Here is a 20,746-nt window from a genome sequence, read left to right as displayed (position 1 = left end):
GGGGGCATGGAGACGAACTCGCAGGACAGGGTCGTCCTGGTCACTGGGGCCGGGACCGGGATCGGACGCGCCACGGCGCGCATGTTCGCCGCCGAGGGTGCGCGGGTGGTGGCCGTGGGGCGGCGGACCGAGCCGCTGGCCGAGACCGCGCAGGGGCATCCCGGCATCGAGCCGCTCGCCGCCGACATCACCGGCGAGGGCGCCGCCGAGGAGATCGTCCGCAGGGTGACGGACGCGCACGGGCGGCTGGACGTGCTGGTCAACAACGCGGCGATCGTCCGGAGCGGGACGCTGGAGGCCATCAGCCCGGAGACGATCGCGCCGCAGCTCGCGACGAACCTGGTCGCGCCCGTGCTGCTGACCCAGGCGGCGCTGCCGGCGCTGGACGGCGGCGGAGTGGTCGTCAACGTCAGCACGTCGATCGGGCAGCGGGGCTGGCCGGGCAACGCCTTCTACGCCGCGACGAAGTCGGCGCTGGAGACGCTCACGCGCAGCTGGGCGCTGGAGCTCGCGCCGCGCGGGATCCGGGTGGCCGCCGTGGCGCCGGGGGCGGTCGCCACGCCGATCGGCGCGCACCAGGGGCTGTCGGCCGAGCGCCTGGCCGCGCTGCGGCAGTGGCAGATCGAGCACACCCCGCTCGGACGCGTCGGCCGTCCCGAGGAGGTCGCGTGGGCGATCACGAGGCTGGCCTCGCCGGGCGCCTCGTTCGTCACCGGCGTCGTGTTCGCGGTGGACGGCGGCGCCGTGATCGGCTGAGCCGGCGGCGGGCGCCCCCGGCGCCTGGTAGGACTGGGGCCGGAGGTGGTGACGGTGCGGATCGGCGAGCTGGCGCGGATCACCGGGACGACGCCGCGCGCGCTGCGGCACTACGAGGAGGCGGGTCTGATCACGTCCCGCCGGGCGGGCAACGGCTACCGGGTCTACGACGAGGGCGCGGCCGTGCGGGTCCGCAACATCCGGGAGCTGCTCGCCGTCGGCCTCACCCTCGACGACGTGCGCGCGTTCTCGGTCTGCCTGGACGGCGACGTGGCGGCCTCGCCCCCGTCCGAGCGGGGCCTCCGGATCGCCATGGAACGCCTCGCCGTCCTCGACGCGCGCCTCGCCGCCCAGACCGAGGCCCGCGACCGCCTCGCGACCGCCCTGGCCCGGGCGACCGGGCGACGCCCCGCGCCCGCCCGCTGACGCGCACCCGCGGCGGACAATCCGGTTCCGCTCGCTCCGGGGGCGTGTGATGATCGCGGTATGCCGGTCGACTCGCATCTGCTCGCCGTGTTCCTCGTGACCTCGATCATCGCCATGGTGATCCCCGGCCCCGACATGCTGTTCATCCTCGGATGCGGCATGCGGGGCGGGCCGCGGGCGGGGCTGCTCGCCACGGCGGGGGTCGCGACGAGCGAGGCCGTGCACGTCGCCGTGGCCGCGGCCGGGCTGGCCGCGCTCTTCGCGGCGGTGCCGGTCGCGTTCACGGTGGTCCGGGTCGCCGGGGCCGCCTACCTGATCTACCTGGGCGTCCAGACCCTGCGGCACCGCAGGGACGTGGACGTGGAACCGGCCGGGGTCTCGGGGCGGCGGGCCTACCTCAACGGGCTGCTGACCAATCTGCTGAACCCGAAGATGGTCACCTTCACCATCGCGTTCCTGCCCCAGTTCATCGACCCCGCGCTCGGGCACGTGTGGGCGCAGTTCGCGATCCTCGGCGCCGTCCTGATCGCGCTGGAGTTCCTCGTGGACGGCACGGTCGGCGTCCTCGCGGGACGCATCGGGGACTGGCTGCGCCGCCGGCACACCGCCCGCCGCAGGCTCAACGCCACGGTCGGGGCCCTCTTCATCGGCCTGGGCGTCCGCCTGGCCGCGGAGCGCTGACGCGCCGTCCGGCGGACGGACGGCGGGTCAGGCGCGGGCGCCCCGGCCGGTGGGCGAGTGGGCGCCCCGGCGGGCCTCGGTGCCGCAGTGGCGGCAGACGACCACGGGGGTGACCGTCTCGCCGCACGAGTGCCGCCAGCTGACCGGCGGGTCGTCCGGGTGCAGGTGCCGGTCGCCCCAGGCCATCAGCACGAGCAGGACGTCGCACAGCTCCCAGCCGGCGGGCGTGAGGTGGTACTCGTGGCGCACCGGATGGTCGCTGTAGCGCTCGCGGCGGACGATGCCGTTCGCCTCCAGCTTGCGGAGGCGGGAGGTGAGGATGTCGCGGGACGCGCCGGTGTTGCGGACGATCTGGTCGAAGCGCCGCACCCCGTAGCTCAGCTCCCGGATCGCCAGCAGGCTCCAGCGCTCGCCGACCAGGTCCAGGGTGTCGGCGATGGAGCACTCGCGCGGGTCGGCGTCCTTCGGCATACCGGGAAGCCTAGCCGCCGGGTCCGGGCGCCCCGCCCCGTCAGAGCCGCTCGACGACGGTGGCGTTGGCCAGGCCGCCCGCCTCGCACATCGTCTGCAGGCCGAACCGGCCGCCGCGGTCCTCCAGGGCGTGCAGCAGCGTCGTCATGAGGCGGGCGCCGCTCGCGCCGAGCGGGTGGCCGATCGCGATCGCGCCGCCGCGCACGTTGACGCGCGCCAGGTCGGCGCCGGTCTCGCGGGCCCACGCGAGCACGACGGGGGCGAACGCCTCGTTCACCTCGAACAGGTCGATGTCGTCCAGCGTGAGGCCGCCGCGCTCCAGCACCTTCGCGGTCGCGGGGATGATCGCGGTGAGCATGAGCAGGGGGTCGTCGCCGGTCACGGCGAACGCGTGGAAGCGGGCGCGCGGGCGCAGGCCGAGGCGCTCGGCGACGTCGGCGCCCATGACCAGGACGGCGGCGGCGCCGTCGTTGACCGGCGAGGCGTTGCCGGCGGTGATCTTCCAGGCGATCTCGGGGAACCGCTCGGCCATGCGCTCGTCGTAGTAGGCGGGCTTCAGGCCGGCGAGGACCTCCGGCGACGTCCCCGGGCGGACGGTCTCGTCCCGCTGACCCGTCCAGGCGACCTCCCGGTCGAACTCGCCGTTCTTCCACGCCTCGGCGGCGCGGCGGTGGGACTCGTAGGCGTAGGCGTCGAGCTCCTCCCGCGACAGGTTCCAGCGGGCGGCGATCAGTTCGGCGCTGATGCCCTGGCCGACGAGCCCGTCCGGGTAGCGCGCGTGGAGCCCCGGCCCGAACGGGTCGCTGCCCGGCAGGACGCTCGACCCCATCGGCACCCGCGACATCGACTCGACCCCGCACGCGATGGCGATGTCGTAGGCGCCGCTCTGCACGCCCTGCGCCGCGATGTGCAGGGCCTGCTGGGACGAGCCGCACTGCCGGTCGACCGTCATGGCGGGGACGCTCTCGGGGAACCCCGCGGCCAGGACCGCGGTCCGGGTGAGGTTGAGCGCCTGGTCGCCCGCCTGGGTGACGACGCCGCCGATGACGTCGTCCACGGTCGCCGGGTCGATGCCCGCCCGCTCGACGAGCGACCTCAGCGTCCGCGCCAGCAGGTCGGCCGGGTGCTCGCCGTGCAGGGCCCCGTTCGCCTTGCCCTTGCCCAGCGGAGTGCGCACGGCCTCCACGATCACCGCGTCCCGCATGATCCCCACCTCCGTTGTGTTTTCCAACTCACCCGCGAGTATCGGCTCGGCGGGCGGCCGGGCACAATCCACCGCGGCCGTGAGTTGGATTACACAACTAAGCAGACGGCACGAGTACGCAGAAAAGAACCCGGGGACTGCGGCGTACCGCAGCCCCCGGGCCGTCGGGCCGCTCAGCGGGAGGGGCCCATGCCGTGGTCCGTCCGTACCCTCCATGCGTCGAAGAGTCCCTCGCCGGAGCCGCCCGAGTACCGTCGTTCGGACAAGCGCGCCTCCTCGATCTCCTCGACATCACGTTCACTTCGGACGTTAGCCCGGCAAGTCGACATAGCCCCCAAATGGGCGGCCAAGGTGTCGTCAAGCATCGGAGCCGCCGTCCGGGACGTGACCGTCCAGCCCCGGCACATCCCGCGGGCCGCATCCCCCAACCTCACGGGGCACTTCGCTAGCCCTTGTACATCTCCCGCATCTTGCGCGCGGCATCGCCCGGTTTGCGCTTCGGCCCCTTGCCCGTGGTGGCCTCCTCGGCGCGGCGCGGCCTCTTCTCGCGCTCCGGTTCGGTCTCCGCCTTGCCCGTGGGCTTACCGGGCCTGCCAGGCTTGTCGTTCACGACAACTCCCCCGATGTCGTTCCAACTGTCCCCTCATAGGTACCCCGTCTACAGGGGATAGAAGCGCACCTCGGGGCGACCGACCTGACCGTAGTGGGGACGGCGGTCGGCCAGCCCGTTCTCCGCCAGGTACTCCAGGTACCGGCGCGCGGTGACCCGGGAGACGCCGGTGAGGTCGGCGGCAGCGGCGGCGGACAGGCCCTCCGCGGCGGACGCCAGCACGTCGGTCACGGCCTGGAGCGTCTCCCCGCTCATCCCCTTGGGCAGCGCGTGGTGATCGGGGGTGCGCAGGGTGGCGAGCATCCCGTCCACGTCGGCCTGCCCGCTGACCTCCCCCGCGCCGACCGCCTGCTCCCGGAACCGCGCGTACCGGACGAGCTTGTCGCGCAGCGACGCGAACGTGAACGGCTTCAGCAGGTACTGGACGATCCCGACCGCCACGGCGGTGCGGACCACCGCGAGGTCGCGCGCGGAGGTCACGGCGATGACGTCCACGTCCCGCCCGCCGGCGCGCAGCGCGCGGCAGACGGTGAGGCCGTGCGTGTCGGGCAGGTAGAAGTCCAGGAGGACGACGTCGACCTGCGTGCGCTCGAAGAACCGCAGCGCGTCCGCGCCCGAGTGCACGACCCCGGCGACGGTGAACCCGGCGACCCGCTCGACATAGGTCCGGTGCGCCTCCGCGGCCACCGGGTCGTCCTCGACCACCAGCACTCTGATCACTGTTCACCGCCCCCCGGCCGGGCCCCGGCCGCCTGCTCCGGAAGGACTCTCCCATGGAGCGGCAGCCGGACGGTGAACACGGCCCCGTGGCCGGGGGCGGCGGCCCTCACCCGGATGTCGCCGCCGTTGCGGCGGACGGCCTGGCCGACCAGGGCGAGGCCGAGTCCGTGCCCGACCGGGCCGCCGGACGTCTTCGTCGTCCAGCCGCGCCGGAACATCGCGGGCACCGCGGACGGGTCCACGCCCGGCCCGCTGTCGGACACCTCCAGGACGAGCACCCCGTCCTCCTCGCGGACGCCGACGCCGACGCGCGGCGGCCGGTCGGCGGCGCCCTCGACGGCGGCGTCGACCGCGTTGTCGATCAGGTTGCCGAGGATCGTGACCAGGTCGCGCGGCTCCACCGCCCCCTCGATCGCGGTGTCCTCGCCGATCACGAGCTCGACGCCGCGCTCGCCCGCCTCGGCGGACTTGCCGAGCAGCAGCGCGGCCAGCACCGGCTCGCCGACCGAGCCGACGACCCGGTCGGTCAGCCGCTGCGCGCTCGCCAGGTCGGCGGTCGCGAACTCCACGGCCTGGTCGGGGCGGCCCAGCTCCACCAGGGACACCACCGTGTGCAGGCGGTTGGCGGCCTCGTGCGCCTGCGAGCGCAGCGACTCGGCGAACCCGCGCACCGTGTCCAGCTCGCCCGTCAGCGCCTGCAGCTCGGTGTGGTCCCGCAGGGTGACGACGTTGCCCATCGCCCGGTCCCGCGACCGGACGGGCGAGGTGTTCACCACGAGGACCCGCGTGTCGCCCACGTGGATCTCGTCAGAGCGCGGCTCCCCGGAGACCAGGGTGGCCACGAGCTCGTCCGGGAGCCCCAGCTCCGCGACGTCCCGCCCCCGCAGCTCCCCCACGACCGGCGCGGGCGGCGCGCCGGTCCCGTGTTCCGCGGCATGCGGGGGCGGCTCACGATCCAGGTCCAGGAGGTCTCGTGCGGCGTCGTTGCAGAGGACGATGCGGCCCGCGCGGTCGAGGATGAGCAGGCCCTCGCGGACGGCGTGCAGGATGGCCTCGTAGTACTCGAACATGCCGCGCAGCTCGTCCGGGGCGACGCCGCGCGTCTGGCGCCGGAGGCGGGCGGAGACGAGGTAGCTCCCGGCCATCCCCACCGCGAGGACGGCCGCGGCGACGGCGCCGAGGGCCAGCAGCCGCTGGCGGAGTTCGGCCGAGATCGCCTTGACCGTGATACCGACCGCGACCAGCGCCACCACCCGGTGGTCGTTGTCGAAGACGGGCGCGACGGTCCGGACGGACGGCCCGAGCGTGCCGGTGTAGGTCTCGGTGAACGTCCGGCCGGCGAGCGCGGGGGCGGTGTTGCCGACGAACGTCCCGCCGATGCGGGACGGGTTCGGGTGCGTGTAGCGGATCCCGGCCGGGCTCATGATCGTGATGAAGTCCACGCCGGTGTCGTGCCGGACGCGCTCGGCGTACGGCTGCAGGAGCCGGCTCGGAGCGGGGTCGGCGAGCGCCGCCCGGACGGTCGGGGCGTCGGCGATGGTCGCCGCGACGGCCGAGACCGTCTGCGTCGCGCTGTCGTCGACGGCGCGGCCGGAGTCCATGAAGGCCAGCGCCGCGCCGGCCGCCACGAGCAGCCCGACGATCGCCGCCTGGAGCACCAGCAGCTGCCGGGCCAGGCTCCAGCGGCCCGGCGCCGCCCATCGAGGCCGCACCCCGCCCCCTCTCCATCACACCGCGGCCCATCACACCGCGGCCCATCACACCGCGGCCCATCACGCCTCGGCGTCACCGCATCGCACCTTGTCGTGAACGAAATGTACACAAGGGTGACCGCCGTCACAGAACCGCGCATAGTCGCCTGTGGACAGACCCCCACCCCCTGCCTGACCTGCGAGCTCCCCTCCAGAGCGGCGCCCATGGTGTGCATGCTCCGGCTCCCGCCGGAGGATGGGCGCCGCCGCGGGGCGGTCGCCCGCCCGGAGCTCCCACCGGGCGGGCGCCGCCCCTCGCACCGAGGCCGGGGTCCTGAGCCGAGGAGATCCACCGTGTCCCCACCCGCCACCGAGCCCTCCCCTGCCCCCGCACCCGCCGGCCGGAAGCAGAACCGCGTCCACTACCTGTACCTCGCCGTCGTCGCCGCCGTCGTGGCGGGCGCGGTCGTGGGGCTGGTCGCGCCGGACTTCGCGCAGGAGCTGAAGCCGATCGGCACCGCGTTCGTCAACCTGATCAAGATGATGATCGCGCCGATCATCTTCTGCACGATCGTGCTCGGCATCGGCTCGGTCGCCCGGGCGGCCGAGGTCGGCAGGATCGGCCTGGTCACCATCGGCTACTTCCTGGTGATGTCGACGCTGGCCCTGACCATCGGGCTCATCGTCGGGAACCTGCTGCACCCCGGCTCCGGGCTGCACCTCGATCCGTCCTCGGTCGCCGAGGCGAAGTCGCAGGCCAAGGGCGGCGAGAGCACCACCGACTTCCTGCTCGGGATCATCCCGGACACGCTGGTGTCGGCGCTGACGGAGGGGCAGGTGCTCCAGGCGCTGCTGGTCGCGATGCTCACCGGGTTCGCGCTCCAGGGCCTCGGGCCGGCGGGCGCGCCGATCCTGCGGGGCATCGAGCACCTGCAGCGGCTCGTGTTCCGCGTCCTCTGGATGATCATGTGGGCGGCGCCGGTGGGGGCGTTCGGCGCGATCGCCGCGGTGGTCGGGTCGAGCGGCTGGGACGCGCTCAAGAGCCTCGCGGTGATCATGCTGGGCTTCTACGCCACGTGCGCGGTGTTCGTGTTCGCGGTGCTCGGCGCGGTGCTGTGGGCGGTCAGCCGGATCAGCGTGTTCGCCCTGCTGCGCTACCTGGCCCGCGAGTTCCTGCTGATCCTGTCGACGTCGTCGTCGGAGTCGGCGCTGCCGCGGCTGATCGCGAAGATGGAGCACCTCGGGGTGAGCCGCCCGGTCGTCGGCATCACCGTGCCGACCGGGTACTCCTTCAACCTGGACGGCACCGCGATCTACCTGACGATGGCGACGCTGTTCATCGCGTCCGCGCAGGACCAGCCCCTGTCGGTGGGCGCGCAGATCCCGCTGCTGCTCTTCATGATCGTCGCCTCGAAGGGCGCGGCGGGCGTCACCGGCGCGGGCCTCGCCACCCTCGCGGGCGGCCTCCAGTCGCACAAGCCCGCGCTGGTGGACGGGGTGGGCTTCATCGTCGGCATCGACCGGTTCATGTCCGAGGCCCGCGCGCTGACGAACTTCGCGGGCAACGCGGTCGCCACCGTGGTGATCGGCACGTGTACGAAGGAGTTCGACGCGGAGCGGGCCCGGCGCGTCCTCGCCGGGGAGGACCCGTTCAACGAGGACACCCTGCTCGACGACCACGGCCCCGCCGCCGAACCGTCCGGCACGCGGAAGGAGCCGGTCCCCGCGACCGGCGCCGCACCCGCCTAGACCCTGTCTCGAAGTGGCCTCGGCCACGCGCGCGAACGCGTGACCTGGCCGGTGCCGCGACGCCGGAGGCGAGCGGCACCGGCCAGATCGCGAAGCGATGCCGCGTTCGCCCAGGCCCGGTCACGTAGCGAGCCGCCAGGCGAGCGAAGTGGGCCGGGACTGTGTGAACACAGCCCCGCTCCGGCACCGGGCGGCCGTTCACGCGGACTCGGGCTGCGGACGGCGGCGGCGCAGGCGCCTGCGCGGGCGCTCGACCGACGGCCGGAAGCGGATCACCACCGGAAGGTCGGGCATGCCGACCGCGCGGCGGTACCGCTCGACGGGACCCGCGCCGAGTTCCCCGTAGACCTCGCTCACGAGGGCGTCGCCCTCGCAGGCCACCTTCAGCCGGAGGCGCGGCCGGTCGGCCGTCCCGGTGAGGCGGGCGCGGGCGCCGTGGACGCCGGGCAGGCCGCGCGCGTCCCGGTTCAGGGAGTCGGCGGCGGCGCGGGCCCGGGACCGGGTCTCGGCGTCGAGGTCGGGGAACCACTGGTGGACCACGGCGCGCCCCTGGACGACAAGCCACACCTGGCCGACGAGCGCCAGCACCTCGGCGGCCCCCGCCGCGGCGGGCAGGAACCAGGCGGTGTCCTCCGTGAACCGCGCCAGCGCGGGGTCGAGCAGCGGGCGCTCCGACAGGGCACCGAACGCGTCGAACGCGCCGAGCCCGAGGGCGAGTCCGGACGCGCCCGCCAGCAGCAGCACCGCCCCGGTCACCGCGATCGCGATCCTCATCGTCAGTCCTCCTGCCAGCACCGTCCGTCTTTCCCGCACCGTCAGTCCTTCCGCCAGCCGAGCCGCACGTCGACCGGCGGCCGGTGCATCGGCTCGATCCGGTCCAGGCGCGCGTCGACCGCCTCGTGGACGAGGTCGGCGAGGTTCGCCGGGTTGCGGTAGTGGGTGGCGGCCCGCACGAGGATCCCCCGGCGGAAGACCCCGAGGCCCCGGACGCGGGCGCGCTCGATGCCGGGCACCTCCAGCGCCGCCGCGGCGAGCATCCGGCGCAGCGCGGCCCTGCCGATGACGCCCGCGAGCCGCGGATCGGCGCCCGCGAGCGGCACGCCGCGCAGCCGTCCGGGCAGCGCGGCCACCAGGAACGCCGCGCCGAGGGCGGCCACCGCCCCCGACGTCGCCAGGACGTCGCGGTCGTTCCACGAGTGGCGCCGCAGCATTTCCACGACCGGGGCGACGCCCGGCACCGGATGGACGCCCGAGCCGAGCGCGCCGGCCATCAGCTCGATGGCGGCCACCCCGCCGAACCCGGTCACCAGCAGCGCAGCGGCGAACCCGGCGAGCGCGCGGCGGGCGCGCAGCTCCCGGACGGCGAGCCGGCGCGCCAGCCGCCTGCCCTGCGCCTCCTCGATCAGCTCCTTGACCAGCGTCTCGGCCATAGCCACCCCCGTAGCCGTCGGCACGTCCGACTTCGTCACCCATGGTGCGCGAAAGTTACGCGGAGTGAAACACGCCATGCCGACATCTCACGCGTTCGCCGGCCGGAAAAGCGCAGGTCAGCGGAAGACGACCGTGCGGTCGCCGTTGAGCAGCACGCGGTGCTCGGCGTGCCAGCGCACCGCGCGGGCGAGCGCGAGGCACTCCACGTCGCGGCCCACGGCGACCAGTTCCTCGGGGCTGTGGGTGTGGTCGACGCGCGCGACCTCCTGCTCGATGATCGGCCCCTCGTCCAGGTCGGCGGTGACGTAGTGCGCGGTCGCGCCGATCAGCTTGACGCCGCGCGCGTGCGCCTGGTGGTAGGGGCGGGCGCCCTTGAAGCTCGGCAGGAACGAGTGGTGGATGTTGATGATCGCGCCGGGCAGCTTGGCGCAGAAGTCGTCGGACAGGATCTGCATGTACCGGGCGAGGACGACGAGGTCGGCGCGGTAGTGCTCGACCAGCGTCAGGATCTCGGCCTCCTGCGCGGGCTTGCCGCCCGGCCCGACCGGCAGGTGGTGGTAGTCGATCCCGTACGACTGGGTGAGCGGCCGCAGGTCGGGGTGGTTGGACGCGACCGCGACGATGTCGATGTCGAGCAGCCCGGAGCGCGTCCGGTACAGCAGGTCGTTCAGGCAGTGCCCGCCCTTCGACACCATGATCAGCACGCGCGGGCGCTCGGCCAGCGGGTGCAGCCGCCACTCCAGCCCGAGTTCGGGCACCAGGGAGGCGAACGCGCCGCGCAGCTCGTCGGGGTCGGTGTCGTCGAGCGCCGCGAACTGCACCCGCATGAAGAAGGTCCCGGACCCGCCGTCGCCGAACTGCTGGCTCTCGACGATGTTGCACCCGCGCTCGGCCAGCAGCCCCGAGACGGCGGCCACGATGCCGGGACGGTCGGGGCAGGACAGGGTCAGCACGTACTCGTTCGCGGCTTCGTTCACGGGTCTCACTCTTGCCTCGGCGCGGGAAGCGCCAGCTCAGGACGGTCAGGTCGCTGCCGAGCTTACGCGGCGGCACCCCGTCCCGCCGCCGTACCGGCCGGTCGGGCGGGAGGCGCGCGGCGAACGCCGCCGGGACGGCGCCCGCGATGGCCGCCTTGCCCGCGACGCCCGTCTACCGGTGAGTAGTTTGAAGGCTCCCCTTGGGGTTACCTTTGCCCCCATGCGGCGAATCGCGCTCGTGGCGCTGGCTGTCACCCTGGCTCTGGCGGGCTGCACCGACAAGACAGGTGAGAAGGGCGGCGAGGGCGGGAAGAAGGGCGGCCGTCCCGCGACGGTCGACGGCGTCCCGACGTCCGAGGGAACCCACAAGCAGAAGCTCGACGTGGGGACGGTCGGGCACCGCGAGTACCTGCTGCACGTCCCGGCCAAGGTCGCCGACGGCGACTGGAAGGACGGCCGGCCGGCCGATCGGCCCGCGCTGGTCATCGCCCTGCACGGCGGGCTGGCCAACATGTCGAAGATGCAGGACCTGACCGGGTTCGACAGGCTCTCGGACGAGCACGGCTTCCTCGTCGCCTACCCCGACGGGTTCATGACCACGTGGAACGCGGGCGACTGCTGCGGCGCCGCCAAGGTCGGGAACATCGACGACGTCGGCTTCCTCGGCAAGCTCATCGACAAGCTCACCGGCGCCGGGCTGGCCGACCCGAAGCGCGTCTACGTCACCGGGTTCTCCAACGGCGCCGGGATGGCGTACCGGATGGCCTGCGAGAAGCCGGACAAGGTGGCGGCGATCGGGGTGGTCGAGGGCGCCCTCGTGACCGAGTGCGATCCGGGCCGGCCGGTGTCTGCGATGATCTTCCACGGGACGGCGGACGGGAACGTGCCCTTCAACGGCGGCGGGGACCGCGACTTCAACGACAAGCGCCCGTTCCCGCCGGTGTCGGACGCGGTCGAGTTCTGGCGGAAGGTCGGGGGGCTGCCTCGGCCGAGCAGGCAGGTGAAGGCGCTGAGCGGCGACACCCGGTGCGAGAGCACGGGCAAGGGGCGGCAGGGCGTCGCGGTGACCTTCTGCAAGATCGATGGTGGGCGGCACGCGTGGCCCAAGGAGGCGAGCCCGATGCTGTGGGACTTCTTCGCCTCCCATCCGCGCACCGGCGGGTGAGGCGGTACCCGGCGCGGCCCGCGGGACAGGACGCGAAAGCGTACGTGAGACCTTTTCACATTTGCCCGGTAGAGTGGCAGCGTGACGAGCATGAACCTCCGGGACCGCTACGACGCCGCGACCGCCGGGCTTGAGGCGCCGTTCGCCGTCGTCGACCTCGCGGCCTTCCACGCCAACGCCGCCGACCTCGTCCGCCGCGCCGCGGGCAAGCCGATCCGGGTCGCCAGCAAGTCGGTGCGCTGCCGGGCGCTCCTGGAGGACGTCCTCGCGATGGACGGGTTCGCCGGGATCATGGCGTTCACCCTCCCCGAGGCGCTCTGGCTGGCCGCGGAGGGCGTGAGCGACGACATCCTCGTCGCCTACCCCACCGCCGACCGCACCGCGATCGCCGCGCTCGCCGAGGACCCCCGCGCCGCCCGCGCCGTCACGCTGATGGTCGACTCCCCCGAGCACCTCGACCTGATCGAGTCCGCCGCCGGCGACCGGCGCGTGCGGGTCTGCATCGACATCGACGCCTCCTTCCGCACCCTCGGCGGCCGGGTGCGGATCGGAGCGCTGCGCTCCCCGCTGCACACCGCCGCCGACGTCCGGGCGTTCGCCGAGCTCGTCCTCAAGCGGCCCTCGCTCGACCTCGTCGGGCTGATGGCCTACGAGTCGCAGATCGCGGGCGTCGGGGACGTCCCGCCGGGCCGCCCCGCGCGGGGCCGCGTCATCCGCGCCATGCAGCGGCAGTCCCGGGCGGAGCTGGCCCGCCGCCGCGCCGCGATCGTCCGGGCCGTCCGGGAGCTCACCGACCTGGAGTTCGTCAACGGCGGCGGCACCGGCAGCGTGGAGACGACCGCGGCCGAGCGCGCCGTCACCGAGGTCGCGGCCGGCTCCGGCCTCTACCAGCCGCACCTGTTCGACCAGTACTCCAACTTCTCCGGGCGCCCCGCCGCGCTCTTCGCGCTGCCGGTCGTGCGCCGTCCCGCGCCGGGCGTCGTGACGTGCCTCGGCGGCGGCTACCTCGCGTCCGGGCCGGCCGACACCGTCCGGCTCCCCCAGCCCTACCTGCCGACCGGCCTGTCCTACGACGGCAACGAGGGGGCGGGCGAGGTGCAGACGCCGCTGCTCGGCCGCGCGGCGGACCTGCTGTCGGTCGGCGACCGCGTCTGGTTCCGCCACACCAAGGCCGGCGAGCTGTGCGAGCGCTTCGACGCCCTGCACCTCATCGAGGACGGCCGGCACGTCCGCACCGTCCCCACCTACCGGGGCGAGGGCCGCACGTTCCTGTGACGATCCGCCCGACCGTCTAGGTTGGGGGGATGAGCGACGCTCCAATGATCAGTGTCCGCGGCGAGGCGGTGCTGGAGGCCGAGCCGGAGATCGCGCGGCTGTCGGTGCACGTCGAGTCGCAGGAGTCCGACCGGCGCACGGCCCTCGACCGCCTCACCGAGCGCAACCAGCAGTGCCTCGACCTGGTCAAGTCCTACGGCGAGGCCGTGGAGAGGCTGGAGACCGGTGGCCTGTCGATCACGCCGCTGCTGAAGTACCGCAGGCGCGAGGGCGACATCCGCGCCTACCGCGGCACCGTCTGGATCAAGATCACGGTCAGCGACTTCGCGGTGCTGGGCGAGCTGGTCACGCGGCTCGGCGACCTGGAGCGCACCTACGTCACCGGGCCGGAGTGGGAGCTGCGGCAGGACAGCGAGGTCTACCGGCGGGCCGCCCGGCAGGCGGCGCACGCGGCCGTCGAGCGGGCCCGCGGCTACGCCGAGGCGCTCGGGGCCCGGCTCACCGGCCTGGTGGAGCTGTCGGACGAGGGGCTCGGCCGCGACACGGACGCCGGCGGGCCCGTCGCGCTCGCCGCCGCCTACGGGCGCGCGGGCGGGGGCGCCGCCGAGGAGCCCGAGCCGATCGACCTGGAGCCCGAGACGCAGATCGTCCGCGCCACCGTCGAGGCCCGGTTCACCGCGACCGCCCCCGACCTCGGCTGAACCGCCCGGCCACCGCACGGCCCCGCCACCGCACGGCCCCGCAGCCGAACGGCCCTGCCACTGAACGGCCCTGCCACTGAACAACAGGGGCGCCGCGCCCGTACTCAGGGTGTGGGAGGAACGGACTGCGGGGTGTACCGGATCGGCCTCGGCGTCTACGCCATCGGACGGCTGGCCGGCGCCGAGGCGGACGCGCTGGCGGCGCACCTGAGCGGCTGCCCGCCGTGCCGCGCCGAGCTCGCCCGGCTCCGCGACGTCGCCGACCTGCTCGCCCGCTCCGCCCGGCAGTGGGGCGGCGCCGTCCCGCCGCACCCGGGCGCCGTCCCGCCGCACCCCGGCGGCGCCGGGAAACGCGGAAGCGCCGGCCGCGGACCGCGGACCGGCGCCTCCAGAACGGGGCTCAGCGGCGCCTGCGCCTACGGCGCCGCAGGACCAGGGCGGTCACGATGACCGCCGCGCCGACGCCGGCGAGCACGAGCCGCTTGTCGAGCTGACCACCCTCGCCCTCCTCGTCGTCGGAGGGGCGCACCATCGCGCCGATGGCCTTGACGACGTGGTCGGCCTCGTCCTTCAGCCGCTCCGCGCCCCGCTGCGCGACGTTCTTGGGGTTCACCCTGTCGGCGATCTCGTCGACGGCGCGGGCCAGTTGCTGGCGGCTGCGCTCTATCTCCCGTTCCAGCGCCTCCGGGTCGCGGCTCTTGTCAGCCATGCCGTGTCCTTATCCTGTCGGGCGTACTCGCGCGGGCGAGAACCGTGCCGAGCCGAGCGTGGTCCGCACGGACTCGGCCGAGCGTGATCCGGACAGTCTTGCAGGTCTTCCCGGCGGATGCCCGCCGCACCCCAGCCGGTACCGTTGGAGCCACCATCCGAGCGAAAGGCGGGACAGGGTGTCCGAGCGGTTGCAGCCGGGCGACGTCGCCCCAGAGTTCGAGCTTCCCGACGCCGACGAGACCGCGGTGTCGCTGGCCTCGCTGCGCGGCAGGCGCGTGATCCTCTACTTCTACCCGGCGGCCATGACCCCCGGTTGCACCAAGGAGTCGGTCGACTTCGAGAGCAGCCTGCCCGAGCTGGAGGCCGCCGGCGTGACCGTCGTCGGGGTGTCCCCCGACAAGCCGGCCAAGCTCGCCAAGTTCCGGGAGAAGGAGGGGCTCACGTTCCCGCTCCTGTCCGACCCCGACGCGCAGGTCCTGCAGGCCTACGGCGCCTACGGGGAGAAGAAGCTGTACGGCAAGGTCGTCGTCGGCGTCATCCGGTCCACCTTCGTCATCGACCCCGAGGGGAAGATCGAGAAGGCGTACTACAACGTGAAGGCGACGGGGCACGTGGAGCGCCTCCGCCGCGAACTCGGCGTCTAGCCGGCGCCCCGTCCGGACGCGGGAAGCACCGCGGCCCGCGCTCAGCGCGGGCCGGGTGCGGGCGGGGGGATTCGAACCCCCACGGTGTCGCCACCAACAGGACCTAAACCTGCCGCGTATACCTGATTTCGCCACGCCCGCCCGTGCCGCCCGGGCGTCCGTGCTACCGGCCGGGGGCCGGGTTCAGCTTAGCGTCCTGATCGGCGGGCGCGGCAACGGATTCCGCGTCCTCCCGGCGGGGCGCCCGGTACAGGACCGCGACGACGACGGCGGCGACGGCGAGCGCGACCGAGGCGGTGAGGAACGCCGACTGGAGGCCGTCGCTGAAGGCGGCCCGCGCCCGGTCGGCCGCCTCCGGGCCGAGCCGCATCGCCATCGCGAGGGACGTCTTCGCCTGCTCGGCCGCCGGGCCCGGCACGTTCCCGAGGTCGAGGTTCGCGCGGTAGGCCGACTGCAGCAGGCTGCCGAGGACGGCGATGCCGAGCGCCCCACCGAGCTCGCGGGCGAGGTCGTTCATCGCCGAGCCCACACCCTGCTTCTCGGCGGGCAGCGCATCGGTGATCGAGGCGGTGGACGGGGTCATCGCGAGGCCCATCCCCGCGCCGAACGGGATGAGGCCCGCGAGCAGCAGCCAGTAGGTGCTGTCCTCGTCCAGCAGCGAGAAGACCAGCATCGCGACGCCGACGAGCAGCAGCCCCGCCGTGATGACGCGGCGCGCGCCGATCCTGGCGGCCAGCCTCGGCGCGACGCCCCGGGCGAACGGCATCATCGTGAGCGCCATGGGCAGCAGGCTGAGCGCGCCCACGAGCGCGCTGTCGCCCTTCACCAGCTGCAGGTACTGCAGGACGATGAAGACGAAGCCGAAGAAGGCGAAGAACTGCAGGGTGATCGTGAGGGCGCCCGCGGAGAACGCCCGGATGCGGAACAGCCGCGGGTCGAGCAGCGGGTTCGGCCGCTTCAGCTCCCACAGCACGAACCCGGCCAGGACGACCGCGGCGGCGGCGAGGCCGAGCAGCGTCCGCGCGGAGGACCAGCCGTGCGTCGGCGCCTCGATGATGGAGTAGACGCCGGCGCCGAGCCCGATCACGGTGATCAGCGCGCCGGTCAGGTCGAGCCTCGGGGCCTCCGGGTCGGCTGACTCGGGGACGACCGCGAGCGTGGCCGCCAGCGCGACCACCGCGAGGACGACGTTCATCCAGAACACCGACCGCCACGACCAGAACTCCAGCAGCGTGCCCGACACCAGCAGCCCGAAGATGCCGCTGGCCCCGGCGACGCCCGCCCAGGCGCCGACCGCGCGGGTGCGCTGCTCGGCCGGGAACGTCGAGGTGATGGTGGACAGCGTGGCCGGCATCACCAGCGCCGCGCCGACGCCGAGGACGCCGCGCATCGCGATCAGGTGGTCCGGGTCGCTCGCCAGCGCCGCCGCGGCCGAGCCCGCGCCGAACACGACGAGCCCCGCGGCGAGCGCGCGGCGCCGCCCGTAGCGGTCGCCGACCGCGCCGCCGAGCAGCAGCAGCGCCGCGAAGACCAGCGCGTAGGCGTCGATGATCCACGACAGTTCGGTCAGGCCGGCGCGGGTGTCGCGGGCGATGGACGGCACCGCGGTGTTGAGGGAGGCCACGGCCGACACCACCGTGGCGAGGGACAGCATCACGGCCGGCAGCACCGCTCGGTGGACGGCGCCCGGCCCCTGCTTCGTGGTGTTCATGCCTCGAATGTCGTCCCGGTCCGGCTATATTTCAACTGTGATGAATAAATCCGGGAACGGGCGCGGGCGGCGCCCCGGCAGCCCGGGCACCCGGGAGGCGATCCTCGCGGTGGCCCGCCGCCGCTTCCTGGCCGACGGGTACGGGCCCGTCACGATGCGGTCCATCGCCGCCGAGGCCGGGGTGGACGCGGCACTGATCAGCTACTTCTTCGGCTCGAAGAAGGGGCTGTTCGGCGCCGTGCTCGGCCTGGTCGCCAACCCGCCCGAGGTGCTGGCGGGCGCGCTGCCCGGCGACCCCGCCACGCTGCCGGAACGCGTCCTGCGCGCGATGGTCGCCGCCTGGGACGACCCGGAGCGCGGCGCGCCGCTGCTGATGATGGTGCGCGCTGCCGTCCAGGACCCGGAGCTGGCCCGGCTGGTGCGCGACATCCTGGAACGTGAGATGATCAACCGGATCGCCGAGCGGCTGGGCGGCCCCGACGCCACCGCGCGGGCCGCGGCGTTCGGCACCCAGCTCGCCGGGCTGATCTTCGCGCGCTACGTCCTCGCCGTGGAACCCGTCGCCTCCATGGGGCCCGATGAATTAATCCGGTACCTCGCCCCCGGGCTCCGCGCCGCCGTCCACGGCCCGCCCCGCAGGCCCCGGATGCGGTGAACCGCCCGGCGGGGCCGCGCCGCCGCCGCGAGGCGGCGCCCACCGCCGGCCCGCGGCCGGGGGGCCGGAAGCGGCCGGACTATTCGGGTGAAAGTTCGCGGCATACCGGAGGCGGGCGTTCTAGGCTGGTCGGGTCCGTTCGCCGCGCGCAGTGGGTGACATCGTGATCACACACCTGGCGGGACCGCCGTGAGCGCCGGCCCCGCGAGTGCCGGCCCCGCGGGCGGCGGCTTCACGCACCGCCTGCTGCCCTTCTCCGGGGTGGAGGAGTACCTCGGCGGCGCCGTGCCCTTCCTGCGCGCCGGCCTCGACGCGGGCGACCGCGTCCTCGCGGTGTGCGGGACCGGCCGCGAGATGCTGCTGCGCGACGCCCTCGGGCCCGCCGCGGCCGGGGTCGAGTTCACCGAGCCCGCCGCCTGGTACGCGCACCCGTCCCGCACGCTCGCGGACTGCCTCGGCGACGCCCGTGAGACCGCGCGGCGGGGCCGGCGGCTGCGCCTCCTCGGCGAGCCGGTCTGGGCGACGCGGTCGCCGCTGGAGGTCGTCGAATGGCAGCGGACCGAGGCCGTGCTGAACGACGCGTTCCGCGGCACCGGCGCCGCGATCATGTGCCCCTACGCGGCGACGCTGCCCGCGTCCGTCGTCGCGGCCGGGCGCCGGACCCACCCCGAGACCGTGCGCGGCGCGCGGGCCCTGCCCAACCCCGGCTTCGTGAGTCCCACGGCGTACTGCGCCCGGTGCGACGGCGAGCCGCCCCCTCCGCCGCCGGACGGCGCCGACACCCTGGTGATCGAGCGTCCCGACCTCTACTGGCTCCGCGCGTGGGTCGCCGAATGCGCGCGGCACACGCCGCTGCCCGGCGGCGACCGGCAGCGCCTCCTGGTCGCGGTGACCGAGGTGGTCACCAACGCGTTCCGGCACGGGAAGCCGCCCGTCGCCGTGCGCCTGTGGGCCGACGCCTCGCCCGGCGCGGCCGCGCTGGTCTGCGAGGTCACCGACGAGGGGCGGTGGGAGCCGGAGGGCGGGTTCGGGCTCGTCCCGCCGCGCCCGGACGGCGGGACACCCGGCGGCCGGTTCGGGCTGTGGGCGGTGCGGCTGCTGTGCTCCCTCGTCCAGATCCGGACAGGCGAGAACGGCACCGCCGTGCGGCTGAGGCTCGCCCTGCCCGTCGACGCGGCAGTGGCGGGCTCTCGGCGGGGTCCGTCCGCGGGGCCCGGCGGCTCGAACGGCGCGTGAGGAACTCCCGGCGTTGGGCTTCCAATGGCGCGGGACCGGCGTACGCTGAACGGATCCGCCTCACAGCGATGGGGAGGTCATGGAGACATCCTGGTTCGCCGAGCGCTCAGTGAGCGCCGTCCGCCCTGGAGACCACGGCTGGCTGGCCTACAGCAACAGGGAGGAACGTGACCGTATCATAGGCCCATTCGTCCGGGAGGGCCTGGAGAACGACGAGAAGGTCGTGTACGTCACCGACGTCCCGGCCGAACTGCTTCCCGGCCTCGGTCCCGGGCAGCCGATCGACGTGGAGGCCCGCGTCAGGTCGGGCCAGCTGCGGGTCATCCCGCGCCGGGATGCCTGCCTCGACCGCGGCGGCGCCTTCGAGCCGGCCCGGATGGCCGACACCATCGGCCGCGAGGTCGGCGCCGCGTTCGGCCAGGGCTTCCGCGCGGTGCGCGTCACCACCGACTACACCTGCCTGCTGAACGGTCCCGGCCGGTCCGACCTCGGCCGGATGCTGGGCTGCGAGCACCGGGTCGGCGACGCCGTCTCGCCGAGCACCATGGCGATGGCGATCTGCCAGGTCGACCGGCACGCGTGCCGGCCCGCCGAGCTCACCGCCCTCCGCGACACACACGAGGTCCTCGTGGAAGTGAACCCCGAGTTCGACGACGGGATCCTGAAGATCGTGCGCACGTTCGAGCCCGAGGGCCTGCGCGTCGAGGGCGAGCTGGACGCCGCGCGGCACGCGGTGTTCGCCGAGCAGCTCGCCCAGGTGCGGCCCGGCGGCAGCGTCCACCTCGACATGTCCCGCCTCGGGTTCATCGACCTCGGCGCGCTGCACCTGCTGGCCAGGCACGCCATCCGGCTGCCCGCCGACGCCGCGCTGGTCCTCGACCACCTCTCGCCCGACGTCGAGAGCGTCATCGACATGGTCGGCTGGCACCGGCTGCCCGGCCTCGCCCGGGGGCGGCGGCTGCCGGACACGGAGGGCATCGCCTGATGGCACTGGAGCACAAGGCGTTCATGTACCGGGGCACCGACGAGTTCCTGTCGGTCACCGTGCCCTATCTCGAATCGGGCCTGGAGCGCGGCCAGGTCGTGATCGCCGTCGCCCGCGAGCCCAACCTGACCGCCCTGCGCGACTCGCTCGGCGCCCGCGGCGACACGGTCGCCTTCCTCGACTCGGCCACGTTCTACCAGCATCCCGTGCGCACCCTGCGCGACTACCAGAGCATCGTGAAGGGCAGCGCCCCGCGCACCGTCTGCGCGCTCGCCGAACCGCTCTGGACCGGATGGGACGAGCGCCAGACGCTCGAATGGGTCCGCTACGAGTCCCTCATCAACGTGGTCTTCGGCGACTCGGGGGCACGCGCCCTGTGCCCCTACGACACCGGGGAACTGCCGCAGCGCATCCTCGACGAGGCCCGCCGCACGCATCCGCTGCTGCTCGCCCCGGGCCACGACGGCCAGAACGCCGACTACGTCGACCCGGTGGAGTTCGGGTCCGGCTGCGACGGCCGGTTCCGCTCCGACCGCCCGGCCGGCGCGGAGTACCTCCCCATCGACGGCGACGACCTGCACGCGCTGCGCGTGTTCGTCGGCGAGCGCGCCCACCGGCACGGGCTGGCGAAGCAGCAGGCGCAGAACCTCGTCACCGCCGCCAACGAGGTCGCCGCGAACGCCCTCCAGCACGGCACGCCGCCGATCGGGCTGTGGGTCTGGCAGGACGGCGCCGACCTGGTCTGCGAGGTCGGCGACAACGGCTTCTGGTCCCCCGGGCCCGACTCCCTGACCGGCTTCATCCCGCCCGACTCCGCCCTCCAGCGCGGCTTCGGGCTGTGGACCGTCCGCCTCCTGGTCGACCTCATGGAACTCCGCGCCGGATGGGACGGCACCTTCGTCCGGCTGCGCTGCAGATGACGCGGTGCGGCTGACACGGTGCGCTGA

23 protein-coding genes and 1 tRNA gene are annotated in these 20,746 nt (G+C 74.1%); 13 read left to right on the top strand and 11 right to left on the bottom strand.

Annotated features, from left to right (window positions below; genetic code table 11):
• Positions 1-6: 6 nt before the first annotated feature.
• Genes AB0C21_RS13245 through AB0C21_RS13235 form a run of 3 tightly spaced genes read left to right on the top strand, consistent with a single transcriptional unit; the run spans position 7 to position 1,863 of the window.
• Positions 7-756: an SDR family NAD(P)-dependent oxidoreductase gene (locus AB0C21_RS13245; protein ID WP_500204237.1), complete on the top strand. Its 750-nt coding sequence runs from the start codon at positions 7-9 to the stop codon at positions 754-756.
• Between the two features lie 54 nt (positions 757-810).
• Positions 811-1,182: a MerR family transcriptional regulator gene (locus AB0C21_RS13240; protein ID WP_500204236.1), complete on the top strand. Its 372-nt coding sequence runs from the start codon at positions 811-813 to the stop codon at positions 1,180-1,182.
• A gap of 60 nt (positions 1,183-1,242) precedes the next feature.
• Positions 1,243-1,863 (top strand): LysE family translocator, encoded by a 621-nt coding sequence (locus AB0C21_RS13235; RefSeq protein WP_500204235.1) that lies wholly within the window; start codon positions 1,243-1,245, stop codon positions 1,861-1,863.
• Positions 1,864-1,890: 27 nt separating this feature from the next.
• Here AB0C21_RS13235 and AB0C21_RS13230 read toward each other — a convergent pair whose 3' ends face one another.
• The 5 genes from AB0C21_RS13230 to AB0C21_RS13210 form a co-directional block, all read right to left on the bottom strand.
• On the bottom strand, positions 1,891-2,334 hold the full coding sequence (locus tag AB0C21_RS13230; protein ID WP_149259477.1) for a winged helix-turn-helix transcriptional regulator: 444 nt from the start codon (positions 2,332-2,334) through the stop codon (positions 1,891-1,893).
• Between the two features lie 40 nt (positions 2,335-2,374).
• Complete coding sequence (locus AB0C21_RS13225; RefSeq protein ID WP_500204234.1) at positions 2,375-3,538, bottom strand: thiolase family protein; 1,164 nt, start codon at positions 3,536-3,538, stop codon at positions 2,375-2,377.
• A gap of 445 nt (positions 3,539-3,983) precedes the next feature.
• Positions 3,984-4,148 carry a hypothetical protein gene (locus AB0C21_RS13220; protein WP_160160917.1) on the bottom strand — a complete coding sequence of 55 codons (165 nt, stop codon included), beginning with the start codon at positions 4,146-4,148 and terminating at the stop codon, positions 3,984-3,986.
• 48 nt (positions 4,149-4,196) lie between these two features.
• The gene (locus AB0C21_RS13215) at positions 4,197-4,868 is read right to left on the bottom strand and encodes a response regulator (RefSeq protein WP_500204233.1); all 672 of its coding nucleotides are present in this window, start codon (positions 4,866-4,868) and stop codon (positions 4,197-4,199) included.
• A complete protein-coding gene (locus tag AB0C21_RS13210) occupies positions 4,865-6,580 on the bottom strand; it encodes a sensor histidine kinase (protein WP_500204232.1) in 1,716 nt (571 codons plus the stop codon). The genes AB0C21_RS13215 and AB0C21_RS13210 overlap by 4 nt, the downstream gene beginning before the upstream one ends.
• A 333-nt stretch (positions 6,581-6,913) precedes the next feature.
• Here AB0C21_RS13210 and AB0C21_RS13205 point away from each other — a divergent pair, with 333 nt between their 5' ends.
• Positions 6,914-8,308 carry a cation:dicarboxylate symporter family transporter gene (locus AB0C21_RS13205; RefSeq protein ID WP_500204231.1) on the top strand — a complete coding sequence of 465 codons (1,395 nt, stop codon included), beginning with the start codon at positions 6,914-6,916 and terminating at the stop codon, positions 8,306-8,308.
• Between the two features lie 198 nt (positions 8,309-8,506).
• On the opposite strand, the gene AB0C21_RS13200 is transcribed toward AB0C21_RS13205, so the two are convergent.
• The 3 genes from AB0C21_RS13200 to purU form a co-directional block, all read right to left on the bottom strand.
• A complete protein-coding gene (locus tag AB0C21_RS13200) occupies positions 8,507-9,082 on the bottom strand; it encodes a hypothetical protein (protein ID WP_500204230.1) in 576 nt (191 codons plus the stop codon).
• A 41-nt stretch (positions 9,083-9,123) separates the two neighbouring features.
• Positions 9,124-9,738 carry a DUF6286 domain-containing protein gene (locus tag AB0C21_RS13195; RefSeq protein WP_500204229.1) on the bottom strand — a complete coding sequence of 205 codons (615 nt, stop codon included), beginning with the start codon at positions 9,736-9,738 and terminating at the stop codon, positions 9,124-9,126.
• 117 nt (positions 9,739-9,855) lie between these two features.
• On the bottom strand, positions 9,856-10,716 hold the full coding sequence (gene purU / locus AB0C21_RS13190) for a formyltetrahydrofolate deformylase (protein ID WP_149259471.1): 861 nt from the start codon (positions 10,714-10,716) through the stop codon (positions 9,856-9,858).
• 220 nt (positions 10,717-10,936) lie between these two features.
• Between purU and AB0C21_RS13185 the strand changes: the two genes are divergently transcribed.
• The 4 genes from AB0C21_RS13185 (at position 10,937) to AB0C21_RS13170 (ending at position 14,307) form a co-directional block, all read left to right on the top strand.
• Positions 10,937-11,881, top strand: coding sequence for a CE1 family esterase (locus tag AB0C21_RS13185; protein ID WP_500204228.1), 945 nt, complete (start codon positions 10,937-10,939; stop codon positions 11,879-11,881).
• A 90-nt stretch (positions 11,882-11,971) separates the two neighbouring features.
• Positions 11,972-13,156 carry an amino acid deaminase/aldolase gene (locus AB0C21_RS13180; RefSeq protein WP_500204535.1) on the top strand — a complete coding sequence of 395 codons (1,185 nt, stop codon included), beginning with the start codon at positions 11,972-11,974 and terminating at the stop codon, positions 13,154-13,156.
• Positions 13,157-13,185: 29 nt separating this feature from the next.
• Positions 13,186-13,857: an SIMPL domain-containing protein gene (locus AB0C21_RS13175; protein WP_149259469.1), complete on the top strand. Its 672-nt coding sequence runs from the start codon at positions 13,186-13,188 to the stop codon at positions 13,855-13,857.
• A 111-nt stretch (positions 13,858-13,968) separates the two neighbouring features.
• Complete coding sequence (locus tag AB0C21_RS13170; protein WP_500204227.1) at positions 13,969-14,307, top strand: zf-HC2 domain-containing protein; 339 nt, start codon at positions 13,969-13,971, stop codon at positions 14,305-14,307.
• On the opposite strand, the gene AB0C21_RS13165 is transcribed toward AB0C21_RS13170, so the two are convergent.
• Entirely contained in the window at positions 14,258-14,566 is a 309-nt protein-coding gene (locus tag AB0C21_RS13165) for a DUF3618 domain-containing protein (protein ID WP_500204226.1), read from the bottom strand. The two genes, AB0C21_RS13170 and AB0C21_RS13165, sit on opposite strands and share 50 nt — an antisense overlap.
• A 178-nt stretch (positions 14,567-14,744) precedes the next feature.
• Between AB0C21_RS13165 and bcp the strand changes: the two genes are divergently transcribed.
• Entirely contained in the window at positions 14,745-15,212 is a 468-nt protein-coding gene (bcp, locus tag AB0C21_RS13160; RefSeq protein WP_149259466.1) for a thioredoxin-dependent thiol peroxidase, read from the top strand.
• A 56-nt stretch (positions 15,213-15,268) separates the two neighbouring features.
• Here bcp and AB0C21_RS13155 read toward each other — a convergent pair.
• Both AB0C21_RS13155 and AB0C21_RS13150 read right to left on the bottom strand, forming a co-directional pair.
• Positions 15,269-15,353, bottom strand: a tRNA-Leu gene (locus AB0C21_RS13155).
• Between the two features lie 22 nt (positions 15,354-15,375).
• Entirely contained in the window at positions 15,376-16,923 is a 1,548-nt protein-coding gene (locus AB0C21_RS13150) for an MFS transporter (RefSeq protein WP_500204225.1), read from the bottom strand.
• 40 nt (positions 16,924-16,963) lie between these two features.
• On the opposite strand from AB0C21_RS13150, the gene AB0C21_RS13145 reads away from it, so the two are divergent.
• The 4 genes from AB0C21_RS13145 (at position 16,964) to AB0C21_RS13130 (ending at position 20,719) form a co-directional block, all read left to right on the top strand.
• Entirely contained in the window at positions 16,964-17,578 is a 615-nt protein-coding gene (locus AB0C21_RS13145; RefSeq protein WP_500204224.1) for a TetR/AcrR family transcriptional regulator, read from the top strand.
• Between the two features lie 189 nt (positions 17,579-17,767).
• The gene (locus AB0C21_RS13140; protein WP_500204223.1) at positions 17,768-18,814 is read left to right on the top strand and encodes an anti-sigma factor RsbA family regulatory protein; all 1,047 of its coding nucleotides are present in this window, start codon (positions 17,768-17,770) and stop codon (positions 18,812-18,814) included.
• A gap of 79 nt (positions 18,815-18,893) precedes the next feature.
• On the top strand, positions 18,894-19,799 hold the full coding sequence (locus AB0C21_RS13135; RefSeq protein WP_500204222.1) for an MEDS domain-containing protein: 906 nt from the start codon (positions 18,894-18,896) through the stop codon (positions 19,797-19,799).
• Positions 19,799-20,719: an anti-sigma factor RsbA family regulatory protein gene (locus AB0C21_RS13130; RefSeq protein WP_500204221.1), complete on the top strand. Its 921-nt coding sequence runs from the start codon at positions 19,799-19,801 to the stop codon at positions 20,717-20,719. The genes AB0C21_RS13135 and AB0C21_RS13130 overlap by 1 nt, the downstream gene beginning before the upstream one ends.
• The last annotated feature ends 27 nt before the right edge of the window (positions 20,720-20,746 follow it).

Origin of the sequence: Spirillospora sp. NPDC049024 (genome assembly GCF_040649235.1) — a bacterium.
In the GTDB taxonomy this organism is placed as follows: domain Bacteria; phylum Actinomycetota; class Actinomycetes; order Streptosporangiales; family Streptosporangiaceae; genus Spirillospora.
Note: the sequence above shows the minus strand (reverse complement) of the source record. Positions and strands in the feature narration are given on the sequence as shown.

Excerpts from the sequence above, each read along its gene's own strand:
- AB0C21_RS13245 (WP_500204237.1), top strand. The coding sequence starts at position 7 with ATGGAGACGAACTCGCAGGACAGGGTCGTCCTGGTCACTGGGGCCGGG.
- AB0C21_RS13235 (WP_500204235.1), top strand. The coding sequence starts at position 1,243 with ATGCCGGTCGACTCGCATCTGCTCGCCGTGTTCCTCGTGACCTCGATC.
- AB0C21_RS13230 (WP_149259477.1), bottom strand. The coding sequence starts at position 2,334 with ATGCCGAAGGACGCCGACCCGCGCGAGTGCTCCATCGCCGACACCCTG.
- AB0C21_RS13225 (WP_500204234.1), bottom strand. The coding sequence starts at position 3,538 with ATGCGGGACGCGGTGATCGTGGAGGCCGTGCGCACTCCGCTGGGCAAG.
- AB0C21_RS13200 (WP_500204230.1), bottom strand. The coding sequence starts at position 9,082 with ATGAGGATCGCGATCGCGGTGACCGGGGCGGTGCTGCTGCTGGCGGGC.
- AB0C21_RS13195 (WP_500204229.1), bottom strand. The coding sequence starts at position 9,738 with ATGGCCGAGACGCTGGTCAAGGAGCTGATCGAGGAGGCGCAGGGCAGG.
- AB0C21_RS13185 (WP_500204228.1), top strand. The coding sequence starts at position 10,937 with ATGCGGCGAATCGCGCTCGTGGCGCTGGCTGTCACCCTGGCTCTGGCG.
- AB0C21_RS13180 (WP_500204535.1), top strand. The coding sequence starts at position 11,972 with ATGAACCTCCGGGACCGCTACGACGCCGCGACCGCCGGGCTTGAGGCG.
- AB0C21_RS13175 (WP_149259469.1), top strand. The coding sequence starts at position 13,186 with ATGAGCGACGCTCCAATGATCAGTGTCCGCGGCGAGGCGGTGCTGGAG.
- AB0C21_RS13165 (WP_500204226.1), bottom strand. The coding sequence starts at position 14,566 with ATGGCTGACAAGAGCCGCGACCCGGAGGCGCTGGAACGGGAGATAGAG.
- AB0C21_RS13150 (WP_500204225.1), bottom strand. The coding sequence starts at position 16,923 with ATGAACACCACGAAGCAGGGGCCGGGCGCCGTCCACCGAGCGGTGCTG.
- AB0C21_RS13145 (WP_500204224.1), top strand. The coding sequence starts at position 16,964 with ATGAATAAATCCGGGAACGGGCGCGGGCGGCGCCCCGGCAGCCCGGGC.
- AB0C21_RS13135 (WP_500204222.1), top strand. The coding sequence starts at position 18,894 with ATGGAGACATCCTGGTTCGCCGAGCGCTCAGTGAGCGCCGTCCGCCCT.
- AB0C21_RS13130 (WP_500204221.1), top strand. The coding sequence starts at position 19,799 with ATGGCACTGGAGCACAAGGCGTTCATGTACCGGGGCACCGACGAGTTC.